The 13,651-nt window shown below is 64.1% G+C and carries 11 protein-coding genes; 6 read left to right on the forward strand and 5 right to left on the reverse strand.

Going from position 1 to position 13,651, the window contains the following annotated elements; translation table 11 throughout:
• Positions 1-22: 22 nt before the first annotated feature.
• Both BCAL_RS12050 and BCAL_RS01565 read left to right on the forward strand, forming a co-directional pair.
• Positions 23-1,546 (forward strand): amidohydrolase family protein, encoded by a 1,524-nt coding sequence (locus BCAL_RS12050; protein WP_052118932.1) that lies wholly within the window; start codon positions 23-25, stop codon positions 1,544-1,546.
• Between the two features lie 97 nt (positions 1,547-1,643).
• Positions 1,644-2,123, forward strand: coding sequence for a flavodoxin (locus BCAL_RS01565; protein ID WP_043163781.1), 480 nt, complete (start codon positions 1,644-1,646; stop codon positions 2,121-2,123).
• Positions 2,124-2,133: 10 nt separating this feature from the next.
• Here BCAL_RS01565 and BCAL_RS12520 read toward each other — a convergent pair whose 3' ends face one another.
• Genes BCAL_RS12520 through BCAL_RS01570 form a run of 3 tightly spaced genes read right to left on the reverse strand, consistent with a single transcriptional unit; the run spans position 2,134 to position 3,353 of the window.
• The gene (locus BCAL_RS12520; protein WP_081887171.1) at positions 2,134-2,304 is read right to left on the reverse strand and encodes a DUF4160 domain-containing protein; all 171 of its coding nucleotides are present in this window, start codon (positions 2,302-2,304) and stop codon (positions 2,134-2,136) included.
• 20 nt (positions 2,305-2,324) lie between these two features.
• Entirely contained in the window at positions 2,325-2,474 is a 150-nt protein-coding gene (locus BCAL_RS13025; RefSeq protein WP_156101947.1) for a hypothetical protein, read from the reverse strand.
• A 30-nt stretch (positions 2,475-2,504) separates the two neighbouring features.
• Positions 2,505-3,353, reverse strand: a complete 849-nt coding sequence (locus BCAL_RS01570) for an SDR family oxidoreductase (RefSeq protein ID WP_043163783.1) — start codon at positions 3,351-3,353, stop codon at positions 2,505-2,507.
• 156 nt (positions 3,354-3,509) lie between these two features.
• Between BCAL_RS01570 and BCAL_RS01575 the strand changes: the two genes are divergently transcribed.
• Positions 3,510-4,406, forward strand: a complete 897-nt coding sequence (locus BCAL_RS01575) for a LysR family transcriptional regulator (protein WP_043163948.1) — start codon at positions 3,510-3,512, stop codon at positions 4,404-4,406.
• 114 nt (positions 4,407-4,520) lie between these two features.
• Here the strand turns inward: BCAL_RS01575 and BCAL_RS01580 are convergent, their stop codons facing one another.
• Positions 4,521-5,849, reverse strand: a complete 1,329-nt coding sequence (locus tag BCAL_RS01580; RefSeq protein WP_052118933.1) for an NADH:flavin oxidoreductase/NADH oxidase family protein — start codon at positions 5,847-5,849, stop codon at positions 4,521-4,523.
• 209 nt (positions 5,850-6,058) lie between these two features.
• On the opposite strand from BCAL_RS01580, the gene BCAL_RS01585 reads away from it, so the two are divergent.
• From BCAL_RS01585 to BCAL_RS01595, 3 genes are all read left to right on the forward strand, one after another.
• The gene (locus BCAL_RS01585; protein ID WP_043163785.1) at positions 6,059-6,655 is read left to right on the forward strand and encodes a TetR/AcrR family transcriptional regulator; all 597 of its coding nucleotides are present in this window, start codon (positions 6,059-6,061) and stop codon (positions 6,653-6,655) included.
• 175 nt (positions 6,656-6,830) lie between these two features.
• The gene (gene gltB, locus BCAL_RS01590; protein ID WP_043163786.1) at positions 6,831-11,402 is read left to right on the forward strand and encodes a glutamate synthase large subunit; all 4,572 of its coding nucleotides are present in this window, start codon (positions 6,831-6,833) and stop codon (positions 11,400-11,402) included.
• Between the two features lies 1 nt (position 11,403).
• On the forward strand, positions 11,404-12,942 hold the full coding sequence (locus tag BCAL_RS01595; protein WP_043163788.1) for a glutamate synthase subunit beta: 1,539 nt from the start codon (positions 11,404-11,406) through the stop codon (positions 12,940-12,942).
• An 89-nt stretch (positions 12,943-13,031) separates the two neighbouring features.
• Here BCAL_RS01595 and BCAL_RS12055 read toward each other — a convergent pair whose 3' ends face one another.
• Entirely contained in the window at positions 13,032-13,649 is a 618-nt protein-coding gene (locus tag BCAL_RS12055; protein ID WP_052118934.1) for a response regulator transcription factor, read from the reverse strand.
• Between the last annotated feature and the right edge of the window lie 2 nt (positions 13,650-13,651).

The raw sequence follows: 13,651 nt of genomic DNA on the forward strand, positions 1-13,651 counted from the left end.
AATGGAGAAAGAAAGGAAAACAATGAACCATCCGGTCGAATCGAATGATGCCGCCCCGCTGCGCTTCCGCGGCAAGATCGACTTCCAGTCGCACTACCTGCCTCCCGCGTACCTGGAATTCCTGCGTGCGCATTATCCCGGCAACCCGGACGGCTATCCCACGCCCGACTACTGGACTCCCGACTGGCAGCGCGACAAGATGGACCTGCTCGGCATCGCCTACGCACATCTGGAACTCTCCTCGCCGAACATCTTCCTGCCGCAGGCGGACGACTGCCTGCGGCTGGCACGGAAGATCAACGACCAGGGAGCGGCGATCGCCGCCGAGGACCCAACCCGGTTCGGACTGATCGCCACACTGCCCCTGCCATGGGCCGAGGCATCCGCAGAAGAGGCCCGGCGTGCGCTCGACGAGCTCAAGGCCGACGGCGTGGGACTGACGACCAACCACCATGGCGTGTATCTGGGTGACCCCCGACTCGATCCGGTGATGCGCGAACTGGACGACCGCGGCGCAATGGCGATCGTCCATCCCACCGCGCCGCCCGTGTCCGTGCCCGGCGCATGCGAGGGCCTGTCCCTTCCTGCTTTCGAATACTTCGTGGAAACCACACGGGCCTTCACCAACATGGTGCTGGAGGACACGTTCGTCAAGTTCCCGAACATCCGCTGGGTGATACCGCACGCCGGCGCGTTCGTCTCCATCCTCGCCGACCGGTTCGAAAGCTTCGCGTTCATGCTGCGCTTCGCCGACCCGGACCGCCGTGTCGACTATATGGACGCCATGTCCCACGTGTATTACGACCTCGCCGGATTCAGTGAGCCCAAGCAGCTCGCCGACCTTCTACGCAACGTGCCGGACACCCACCTGCTGTACGGGTCGGACACCCCCTACACGCCCATCGAGGCCGTGCTCGGTCAGGCCCGGGCGCTGGAGGGAACCGACAAGCTCACCGAGGAGCAGAAGCGCATGGCGTTCACCGGCAACGCGCTCGCCATCAACCCGAAGCTTGCGAGGATCCCGGCATTGGCCCGGGCGGCCTCCGAACCCGCGGGGGATGTTGCGGTGAAGCGGGACGGACGGTGGCATGTGCGACTCCTGCACGATCTCTTCCCGCATAGGCATGTGGCCGTGCGCGTGCCCGTCCCGCCGCACGAGGCCGCCCCAAAGATCGCCGGGGCCGTTCGTGATGCCGCCGCCGCGCGTCTTGCGCCCGATTCCGGCGACGACCCGGCACTCACCGCCCGCTATGACGTGCGGCTCAACTCGCCGGTGGGTGTAATCGCGATCCCTGTGATCGTCTCCTACGATGACGCGACCCGAACCTCGTTCCATGGCAAGGCAAAGGTCATGGGAATCGTGGCATCCTACCGTGATGGCGTGCGCGACGGGACGCGGCATTCGTTCGACATTCGCGTGCGTCTGCCGTTCGGCCCGCTCGCCGTCCACCTCGATGCTGACGTGTCCGAACCCGACGGCTCGGTCACGGGCACGGCCGTCGCGCCCCATCGCAGGCCCATGGCCTTCACTGGCCGGCGGCGCTGATCGATCTCGCATGTGCTTGTCTTCGAGCGCTTGAGGCGGGTATTACTGAAATCGAACGACAGACTGCCCGTATCGGGATGAAGGAAAGGAACCCATCATGTCCAAGCGCATGCTCGTCACGTATTTCTCCGCCACCGGCACCACCCGTGAGGTCGCCGAACGTCTCGCGCACGCGATCGGCGCCGACCTCAAGGAGATCGAACCCGCCGAACCGTATACCGCCGCCGACCTCGACTGGCGCGACTCCGGCAGCCGCTCCAGCGTGGAGCATCGCGACCGCGCCATTCGTCCGGCGTTGAAGACGCCGATTGACGTAAGCGGCTACGACGTCGTGTTCGTCGGGTACCCGCTGTGGTGGGAGACCGCGCCGCGCGTGGTGCGCACGTTCCTCGAAAGCGAGGACTGGGAGGGCAGGACCATCGTCACGTTCGCGACCTCCGGATCCAGCACGCGAGGTGCCGACGGCGTGCAGTTGCACGATTCGGCCCCCGCCGCCCATTGGGTGCCGGATCGTCGCGTGGGCGCAAACGAAAGCGAGGCCAAGCTCTCCAAGTGGGTCGAGGGGCTGGCTCTGTAAATTTACTGACTCACGAAAGTGGTTTGATTCGGTCGAACGGGCGGCCGGACACCGCTTCGTTCCATGCCTTGTACAGCTCGTCCTCATGCAGAACAAGCCACGCAACAACCAGCTTGTACTGTTTCGCAGGCAACGATCCGGCCAACAACTCGCCATCAATGCCAATCAATGGTTCGGTCACATGTTCAGTATGACGTGGCCCTAAGCCATCGACTGGATGCGACGCAGGTCAGCCTGAACCCGTGACGGTTGGTCGGACGGATTGCCTCCGCTCTCCGCGTGGATGTTCTGTGTGGGGTCTCGGTATGGGTTGTTGATGGGGATGGATTCGGTGGTCTCAGTGGTCGGCATGATCGGCCGCCCTGCCCGTGCCATGCCCGATTATTCGGCCGGCTGGAGCGGGCCGTAGAAATAGCTGGCGGTGGCGCCGCCGTCCACGAGCACATCGGTGCCGGTGATGAACGCGCCGCGCTCGCTCATGAGCAGCTCGGCCACGTTGGCGATCTCGTCGGCGGTGCCGGGGCGTCCTGCAGGACACTTGGCGAACATGTTCTTGTAGAAGTCGCCGCGCGGTCCGTTGAATTCATCGATGGCCAGCGGCGTGACGACGATGCCGGGGGAGATCGAGTTGAGTCGCGCGCCGCGCTCGCCCCACGCCACGGCCTGAGCCATCACGCGCTTCTCGTTGCAGCGTTTGGCCATTTGGTAGGCGTGCAGCGTGTCCGCGATGTTGCCGGGCTGCAGCATGTCGAGTTCGAGCAGCTCCTCGGTGGGTGTGGTGGCGAGCAGCCGGTCCTCCTCGGCTGTCAGCTGCTTCATGCGATGGCCGGATTGGCTGGAGATCGTCACGCCCACGCCTCCGGGGGCGATGATCTTGCCCACTTCCTCGAGCAGTACGGCCGTGCCGTACAGGTCCACGTTGAGAATCGTCTCGATGGACGCCTGGCTGGGGGAAACGCCGGCCGCGTTGACCAACATGGTGACGTCGCCGAGGGAGGTTGCCATGTTGATGAGTTTGGTGATGGACTCGCGCGAGGCGAGGTCCACGGTTTCGGGGCGGGCGTCGAAGCCGGCGTTCGTCATGGTCTGCGCGATGTCGGCGGCGTGGTCGGGGTTCTTGTCCGCCACGAGGATGGACATGCCGTATCCCATGCGGCGGGCGATGGCCATGCCGATCTGCCCGGCGCCGACCAGGATCATGATGTCGCGAGTGGAATGGGGTGATGCCATGTTGTGGTCCTTTCGCTGTTGTCGGAGGGGATGACAGCAACGATAGGAGGGGTGAGAATGAATAACAAATACGGCTGATTAATGAAATTATATAACTATAATGCATATAGTTTCGATTGGTGTGCCTTAAATCGGCGTGAGGACGGTGAAGTGAACATGGAACTGCGGATATTGCGGAATTTCCTGACGGTGGTGGAGGAGGGCGGCGTGACCGCGGCGGCCGACGTCCTCCTCCTCAGCCAGCCGGCGTTGTCGCGGCAGATCAAGGAACTGGAGGAGGAGCTGGGCTCGTCTCTGTTCGTGAGGGGCAACAGGGCGAGGGAACTCGAACTGACGGACGCCGGATGGCTGATGTATCGCCGCGCACAGGAAATCGTCGACCTTTCGGACCGTGCCAAAGCGGAGATCCTCGCCGGTCGTGTCATAGTCGGCGATGTGCGCATCGCCGCAGCCCAGAGCGCGGTGATGCGCGTCGTCGCCCGCGCGGCGGTGCTGATGCGTGAACGTCATCCGCGAGTCACCGTGTGCCTGCATGACGACTTCGGCGCCAACATCGTGGAACGGCTCGACAGCGGACTTGCCGATTTCGGCGTGCTCGTACAGCCGGTGGACATGGGCCGGTATGGGTCACTGCCATTGCCGGGAGGTGATCCGATGGGATTGCTCATGCGACATGACCATCCGTTCGCCTCCCGGACGGCGGTCACCGCGAAAGACCTCGAGGAGGTGCCGCTGATTATGCCGAAAGGAGTGCTCGGTCGGGGCGATCTGTCCGGTTGGCTCGGACGGTACGCCAAGCGCATCAATGTGGTCGGCACCATGAATCTGATGTACAACGCCAGCTGCTTCGTGCGGGAGGGTTTCGCCTGCGCCGTGGGGCCACAGGACATGGTCGATACCTCGCCGGACAGCGGGCTATGCTTCAGACCATTTGAGCCGGCAGTATCCACGCGTCTCGCGATCGCATGGAAGAACGGCCAGCCGCTGTCTCCCGCCGCAGAGGCGTTCCTTGAGGCTTTGCAGGACGTGCTGAAACCGAGACGGATGAGCTGACTATCCACGCACCCATATCATCACGGCATCGAGCCGGTTCAATGCCGTGATGACTGATATCCCTCATCCGCCGTGCGTACGACCGGTTGTTTCTCGGCTATCTGTCATGGATGTTCACTGATGGCCCTTGCGGCGGCGAGGCGTCAGGGCCGCGGGGCCGTGCTTTCCGATCGCGAAGCACAGCGCGCGCAATCCGCCGATCCTCGGATCGGGACGTAGCCCGCGTCCGATGCGGTTCATCTGCAGCTCGAACCAGCTGATGACGAGGATGCCGCCGAATGCACGGTCGAGCGCCTTGACTCCGGTCGTCACCCACGGCAGGTCCACGCTGCCGTCCCAACGGTCGCGGATGATCCGCTTCGGCAGGTCGGGCACGAGGGCCAGCGGGCGTGCGATGCCGATCATCTGCGTGATTCCCTCGTCGAGCGCGCGCTCCATGTCCCGCGCGTTGCGGAACCCGCCGGTCAGCGCCACCGGCACGGTGAGCTCGCCCTTGACGCGTCTGGCGAATTCGGTGAAGTACACGCCGCGCCTGCGGTCCTCGAGTGCGCCACTGTTGGTTTGGATGACCGGCTTCTCGAGTGTGCCGCCGGAGATGTCGATCAGGTCGACGCCGCGCTTCTCGAGCTGCTTCATGACCCAGATGGATTCCTCTTCATCGAAGCCTGCGAACGACCCGCCGCGATCGTCGATCTTTGCGGCGATCGGCACGTCGCTGGAGTTGAGTTTCACCGCGACCGGGAACTTCGGCCCCACCGCCGCGCGCACCGCGTCGAACACCTCGAACAGGAAGCGTGCTCGATGCTCGATGTCGCCGCCGTATTCGTCGGTTCGCCGGTTGTCCTCGGGTGAGAGGAACTGGTTGATGAGGTAGCCGTGCGCCGCGTGGATCTCCACGCCGGTGAACCCGGCCTTCTTCGCGATCCGCGCCGTCGTGGCGAATCGGTGCACGATGTCGTGGATCTGCTCGACGGTGAGCGCGGTCGGTTCGGCGAAGAACCGTCCGTAGTCCCCTTCCAGTTTGCCGTCGCTGGGCGCGTACGGATGCTGGTTGATGGTGATGGGGGATTGGCGTCCTGGGTGGTTGATCTGCATCCAGCAATGGGCCCCGTTGCGGGTTCCCGCGGCGGCCCAGCGGCGCAGCATGTTCAGATCGCGTTCGTCCTCGACCGCGACGTTGCCGGGTTCGCCGAGCTGCGTGCGGTCGACCATCACATTGCCGGTGACGAGCACGCCGGCGCCACCCTCCGCCCATGTGCGGTAGAGGCGGACGTGCCGTTCGGTCGGCGCGCAGTCGCGCCCGGCCATCGCCTCGTTCATGGCCGACTTGTAGAAGCGGTTCTTCACCGTGACCCCGCAGGGCAGGGTGAGTGGCGTTGCGATCCCCGAGACGGTCCCCGAGGTGGTTCCGGGGTTGATTTCCGAAGTGCGGTCTGCGTTCATGATGTTCCTTTCCTGTGTATGAACGTCCAAGTTTTTGCACTTGTCTAACTTCATCTGATCTGTACGATAATCCATTTTTGGACATTTGCTAAATTCTGGACGATAGGTTAGGGTAAAGCCGTTGGCATCATTGGCAACACGCCGGCGTCCCCCGTGTCGTTGCCGATTGGCCCCGAATGGATGAGTGAGAAAAACGAAATGGACGTGACGTGAAAAAGGATCTGAATGCAAAACTCTCCCGCGGCGCGCTGCGCACGCTCGACGCCTTCTCCGGTGCGATGATGGACCTGCTGCGCACCAAGCCGCTCGCGTCGATCAGTGTCAACGAGCTGTGCGAACGCAGCTCGTATCCGCGCGCCACGTTCTACAACTACTTCGACGACCGCGATGATCTGCTGACCTATTGCTGGACCGCCCTGTCCGGAAAATCAAGGATCGGTGACCTCCAGTCGGCCGAGCCGGAGCGCCGTGTGGACCTCGCGCTCGACATGATGGCCGACATGCTCGAGGACAACGCCGCCCTGCTGCAGGAGGTGCTCGAGCACAATCCGGTCGACGGGCCGATGTTCACCAGCCTGCGAGCCTTCATCACCGAACGCTCGCGAGACCTCATGCGCACCTGCGTCGACCGGGAGCGCCACGCGCTACCGGCCGAACTGATCGCCGATCACTATGCCAACACCTTGATGCTCGTGCTCGACTGGTCGTACCTGCGCGGGCACACGCTGACGCGCCCCGAACTGCATGACTATGTTCGCGCTCTGCTCGAAGGCGTGGAACGGCCGAAACTGCGAACCGCATTGTGAACGCGCTCAGCGCGCCGGGGTCGGTGAGTCGCGTAAAATTGGGTATTGACTTTTTCGCCAATTCGGTATATGGACAGCGAAACGTGAACGATACACCGCGACGCTACGCTGTCAACAGCAATAAGCCCAAGAGTCGCGTCTCAACGCGCGCTCGCGAATAATTGAGGTGATTTCGGTGACACTTAAAGCCCCGCTTGATCTCACGGTCCATGCTCCGGACGGCATGTATGACCCTTCCAACGAGCATGACGCCTGTGGTGTGGGTATGGTCACCACCCTCAACAAGCGCCCTGAGCACAAGATCGTCAAGGACGCCATTGAGGTGCTGGTCAATCTCGACCACCGTGGAGCCGTGGGCGCCGAGGAGAACACGGGTGACGGCGCCGGCATCCTGATGAGCATGCCGGACGAGTTCATGCGCGCCACCGTGCCCGCGGAACTGCCTGAGGCCGGTCACTACGCCGCCGGCATCGCGTTCCTTGACCGCGACATCGAAACCTCCGGCCAGCAGGAGCAGGCCATCGCCAGGATCGTGCGCGAGGAGGGCCTCGACGTCCTCGCTTGGCGCGTCGTGCCGACCAACCCGGATGGCCTCGGCCTGCAGGCGCTCGCCGCGATGCCGAGCTTCAAGACGCTGGTCGTCGCCGATCCGGAAGGCGGCCTCGCCGGCATCGAGCTGGATCGCAAGACGTTCCGAATCCGCAAGCGCGTCGAACACGAGGTGGGTGTCTACTTCGCCTCCCTGTCCGCGCGCACCATCACCTACAAGGGCATGCTGACCACCATGCAGCTGACCCACTTCTTCCCGGATCTGGTGGACGAGCGCATGAAGGCCGTCATCGCCATCGTGCACTCCCGCTTCTCCACGAACACGTTCCCGAGCTGGCCGCTGGCCCAGCCGTTCCGCCTGCTCGCGCACAACGGCGAGATCAACACGATCCAGGGCAACCGCAACTGGCTGTCCGCCCGCGAGGGGCGTCTGAGCTCCGAACTGCTCGGCGAGTTCGAGCCGCTGCTGCCGATCGCCACGCCCGGCTACTCCGACTCCGGCACCTTCGACGAGTGCCTCGAGCTGCTGCACCTCGCCGGCCGTTCCCTGCCGCACGCGATCAGCATGATGCTGCCGCCGGCATGGGAGAAGAACGACCAGCTCGATCCGGATCTCAAGGCCTTCTACGAGTACAACAACACGCTCATCGAGCCGTGGGACGGCCCGGCCGACATCGTCTTCACCGACGGCACCCAGGTCGGCGCTCTGCTCGACCGCAACGGCTTCCGTCCCGGCCGCTGGCAGCTCACCGATGACGGCTACCTCGTCCTCGCCTCCGAGGCGGGCGTCCTGCCCGAGATCGAGCAGGAGCACATCGTCTCCAAGGGTCGTCTCGAGCCCGGCAAGATGTTCCTCGTTGACACCGCCGAGGGTCGCATCATCCCCGATGAGGAGATCAAGAGGACGCTCGCCTCCCAGCACCCGTACCGCAAGTGGGTCGAGGGCAACTCCGTGGAGATGAGCGACCTGCCCGCCCGCGAGCACGTCAACCACTCCGGCCAGTCCGTCCAGCGCCGTCAGCGCGCCTTCGGCTACACCGAGGAGGATCTCAAGATCGTCCTGACGCCGATGGCCAACACCGGCAAGGAGCCGCTGGGCTCGATGGGCAACGACACCCCGTTGCCGGTGCTCTCCAAGCGCAGCCGCATGCTGTTCGACTACTTCCACCAGAAGTTCGCGCAGGTCACCAACCCGCCGCTCGACTGGGAGCGCGAGGAGGTCGTCACCTGCCTCGAGTCCGCGATCGGTCCGGAGCCGAACCTGCTGTCCGACACCGAGCTGCACGCCAAGAAGATCCTCATCCCGCTGCCGGTCATTAACTCCGACGAAATGGCCCAGTTGAAGCGCCTCGACAAGGCGCGCATCCTTGGCGGCTACTACCGCCCGTACGTCGTCAAGGGCCTCTATCAGGTGGCTGGCGGCGGCGAGGCCCTTCAGCAGCGTCTCGACGAGATCTTCGCCGAGATCGACGAGGCGATCGACAACGGCAAGAACTTCATCGTCCTGTCCGACCGCGACTCCAACCACACGTGGGGCCCGATCCCGTCCCTGCTGCTCACCTCCGCCGTGCAGCACCACCTGCTGCGCCGCCACACCCGCACGCAGATCTCCATGGCCGTCGAGGCCGGCGACGTGCGCGAGATCCACCATGTCGCGCTGCTCATCGCCTACGGCGCGGCCTGTGTGAACCCGTATCTCGCGTTCGAGTCGGTCGAGAACCTCTCGCGCGAAGGCTACGTGAAGGTCGATCCGGCCACCGCCGTGAAGAACCTCACCAAGGCCCTGTCCACCGGCGTGCTCAAGATCATGGCCAAGATGGGCGTCTCCACGATCATGAGCTACCGCGGCTCCCAGCTGTTCGAGGCCGTGGGCCTGAGCCAGGAGGTCGTCGACGAGTACTTCACCGGCACCACCACCCGCGTGGGTGGCGTCGGCCTCGACGAGATCGCCGAGGAGGTCGCCTCCCGCCACCGCGTCGCCTATCCGAACCAGTGGACCGCCTCCCCGCACAGGAACCTGAGGACCGGCGGCATCTACAAGTGGCGTCGCACCGGCGAGGACCACCTGAACGACCCCGAGGCCATCTTCCTGCTGCAGCAGTCCACCCAGCGCGGCGACTACAGCATGTTCAAGAAGTACTCGACGCACATCAACGACACCTCCAACAGGATCATGACGCTGCGCGGCCTGATGAAGTTCAACGCCAGCCGCAAGCCGATCGACATCTCCGAGGTCGAGCCGGCCAGCGAGATCGTCAAGCGCTTCTCCACCGGCGCGATGAGCTACGGCTCCATCTCGCAGGAGGCGCACGAGACGCTCGCCATCGCCATGAACCAGATCGGCGCCCGCTCCAACTCCGGCGAGGGCGGCGAGTCCGACGACCGTATCGAGGACCCGCGCCGCTACAGCCGCATCAAGCAGATCGCCTCCGCACGCTTCGGTGTCACCTCCGACTACCTCGTGCACGCCACCGACCTGCAGATCAAGCTCGCCCAGGGCGCCAAGCCGGGCGAGGGCGGTCACCTGCCGGGCGCCAAGGTTCCGCCGTGGATCGCCAAGGTCCGCCACGCCACCCCGGGCGTCGAGCTCATCTCCCCGCCGCCTCACCACGACATCTACTCCATCGAGGATCTCAAGCAGCTGATCTACGATGCGAAGATGGCCAACCCGAAGGCCCGCGTCCACGTCAAGCTCGTCTCCGAGTTCGGCGTCGGCACCATCGCGGCCGGCGTGGCCAAGTGCCATGCCGACGTGGTGCTGATCTCCGGCTACGACGGCGGCACCGGCGCGGCCCCGCTCAACGCGATCCGCCACGCGGGCACCCCGTGGGAGATCGGTTTGTCCGAAACGCAGCAGACGCTGATCCTCAACGGCCTGCGCTCGCGCATCGTCGTCCAGTGCGACGGCGAGCTCAAGACCGGCCGTGATGTGGTCATCGCCGCGCTGCTGGGCGCCGAGGAGTTCGGCTTCGCCACGGCCGCGCTGATCGTCGAGGGCTGCGTCATGATGCGTGCCTGCCAGAAGAACACCTGCCCGCAGGGCATCGCCACCCAGGATCCGGAGCTTCGCGCCCGCTTCCGCGGCAAGCCCGAAAGCGTCGTGAACTTCTTCATGTTCATCGCCGAGGAGGTGCGCGAGATCCTCGCCCAGCTCGGCTTCCGCACGCTCGAGGAGGCCGTCGGCCACGTCGAGTGTCTGGATCAGGATGAGGCGATCAAGCGCTGGAAGTCCGACGGCGTCGACCTGACCAACGTGTTGAAGCAGTCCGGCCCCGTGCCCGGCACCATCCTGCACAACACCGAGCCGCAGAACCACGAGCTGGAGAAGGCGCTCGACAACAAGCTCATCGAGCTCGCCGAGCCCGCGCTCGACCACAAGGAGCCGGTGCGCATCGAGATGCCGATCCGCAACGTCAACCGCACCGTCGGCACGATGGTCGGCTACGAGATCACCCGCCGCTACGGCGCCGAGGGTCTGCCCGACGACACCATCGACATGACCCTGCACGGTTCCGGAGGCCAGTCGATCGGCGCGTTCATCCCGCGCGGCGAGACCATCCGCGTCTATGGCGAGGTCAACGACTACGCCGGCAAGGGCCTGTCCGGCGGCCGTCTCATCGTGCGTCCGGAGAACGACATCACCTTCGACCCGCATGAGGATGTCATCGCGGGCAACGTCACCGGCTTCGGCGCCACCTCCGGCGAGATGTTCGTCGCCGGCAAGGCGGGCGAACGATTCGCCGTGCGCAACTCCGGCGCGACCTTCGTCGTGGAGGGCGTCGGCGACCACGGCTGCGAGTACATGACCGGCGGCACGGTCGTCGTGCTCGGCCCCACCGGCCGCAACTTCGGCGCCGGCTTCTCCGGAGGCAACACGTATGTGCTCGACCTCGACATGAAGCAGGTCAACCCCGAGGCGGTCGAGTCCGGTGCGCTGCTCTTCGAGCCGCTCGACGCCGAGACCTCCGATCTCGTGCGCGGGCTCGTCAAGCGCCACGCCGAGGAGACAGGCTCCGCGTTCGCCGCGGGCCTGCTCGAGGACTGGGACGCGGCCGCGAAGCGCTTCACGCACGTCGTGCCGAAGCACTTCCTCGCCATGACCAAGGCCATGGCCGAGGCCGAAGCGGAACACATCGATTTCAATACGCCCGGTGCCTGGGAGCAGGTGTACGAGCACGTTATGGAAGGAGCGCACTGAGATGGGCGACCCGAGAGGATTCCTGAAAGTCCGCACCCGTAGGGAGTTGGCGGAGCGCCCCGTCCAGGAGCGTATCAAGGACTGGTTCGACGTCCACGCCGAATCCGGTCTGCAGCCGTGGACCACCGAGCAGGCAGCCCGCTGCATGGACTGCGGCACCCCGTTCTGCATGACCGGCTGCCCGCTGGGCAACCTCATCCCGGAGTTCAACGATCTGGTCCGCCAGGAGCAGTGGGAGGACGCCTACCAGCGTCTGAGCCTGACCAACAACTTCCCCGAGGTCACGGGCCGCATCTGCCCGGCTCTGTGCGAACAGGCCTGCGTGCTGGGCATTCACCAGCCGCCGACGATGATCAAGAACGACGAGTGCACGATCATCGATCAGGCGTGGGATCTCGACTACGTCAAGCCGATGCCGCCGCAGCGTCTGACCGACCAGACCGTCGCGGTCGTCGGATCCGGCCCCGCAGGCCTCGCCGCCGCGCAGCAGCTCACGCGCGCCGGCCACACCGTCGTCGTCTATGAGAAGGACGATGCGCTGGGTGGCCTCATGCGCTACGGCATCCCGAACTTCAAGCTCGAGAAGACGCTCATCGACCGCCGCATCGAGCAGATGGAGGCCGAGGGCACCCGTTTCGAGACCAACGTCGAGATCGGCAAGGACATCACGTGGGACGACCTGCGCGACCGGTATGACGCGGTCGTCGTGGCCATCGGTTCCCGCGTGCCGCGCGACATGAAGATCCCGGGCCGTGAGCTCAAGGGCATCCACTTCGCCCTCGACTTCCTGCCCGACGCCACCCGTCGCATCTACGGCGTCAAGCCGGTCAACGACATCACCGCCAAGGACAAGCACGTCATCGTCATCGGCGGTGGTGATACAGGCTCCGACTGCCTCGGCACGTCGATCCGTCAGGGCGCGAAGGACGTCACCGTCCTGCAGATCATGCCGAAGGAGCCGTCCACCCGTCCGGACAACCAGCCGTGGCCGACCTTCGCCCGCACCTACCAGAAGACCACGTCGATGGCCGAAGGCGGCGAATACCTGTACTCCACCGACTCGGTGAACTTCATCGGTTCGGACGAGGAGCAGGGGCGCATCCACGTCGAGAATTCCACCACCGCGGAGGGCTTCATCGCCGACGAGACCGGTCATGTCACCGGTTTGAAGGTCGTCTCCGTGGCCCCCGGCGAGAACGGTCCGTTCACCCGTCAGCCGGGCACCGAACGCGTGCTGCCCGCCGATCTGGTGCTCATCTCCGTCGGCTTCCTGCACCCGGACACCACAACGATGCTCGACCAGCTGCCCGTCGATCTCGACAAGCGCGGCAACATCGCCCGCAACGACAAGTTCGCCACCTCGCAGGACGGCGTCTTCGTGTGCGGCGACGCCGGCCGCGGCCAGAGCCTCGTCGTGTGGGCCATCGCGGAGGGCCGCTCCTGCGCCGCCGCCGTTGACGAGTACCTCTCCAGCGAGCACGTCAGCGAGCTGCCGGCCCCGATCACGGCCTCTCAGCGCCCGATGATGCTGCCGCGCTGAGCCGGTTCATTGGAATCCGGATCATAGCGAAAACCTCTGCGGTTGGGAACAGGCACTGGCAGTGCTCCCCAACCGCAGAGGTTTTCGTATCATAGGATGTGCTCCTTGACGCAGATGCGAATAGCTTCGGCCCGGCTATGCACCCCCATTTTCCTATAGGCGTTATTCATATGGGTTTTGACCGTACCTTCACTGACATGAAGCAGTCGAGCTGTCGAAGCCGTTGTTCGCCCTTTGAGATATTCGCGGAGTATCTCGATTTCTCTATCTGTGAGCATCATACGTTGGAAGTCAAGTGAACGTTCTTGCCAATGAGCGACTTCATCATTTCCGAGTATTTTTCCAATGAGCTGTACGTATTCCTGAAGTGGTGCCTCTTTACGGATGACTGCGTGAATGCCTGCCTTCATGAGTTCGTCGGTCGTATAGGTCAATTGGAATGCAGTCATTGCAAGAACCGGGATACCGATACGTTGCAGATGCTCAGCCAATTCCTTTCCATCCATTTGGGGAATTTGAAGATCGGATAGGACAAGCATGGGTCTGGTCGTCAAGTTTTTGCAGAGGTCTAAAGCGAGCATAGGTTGATTGACGGACCATAGCATATGAAGAGGCGTAGATCGATCGGCAATCATGGATGTGAGTGCTTGAAGCACAAGCGGATCATTGTCTACAACACCGATGGTTATGCAATCTGGAATAGACATGT

This window comes from Bifidobacterium callitrichos DSM 23973 (assembly GCF_000741175.1).
In the GTDB taxonomy this organism is placed as follows: domain Bacteria; phylum Actinomycetota; class Actinomycetes; order Actinomycetales; family Bifidobacteriaceae; genus Bifidobacterium; species Bifidobacterium callitrichos.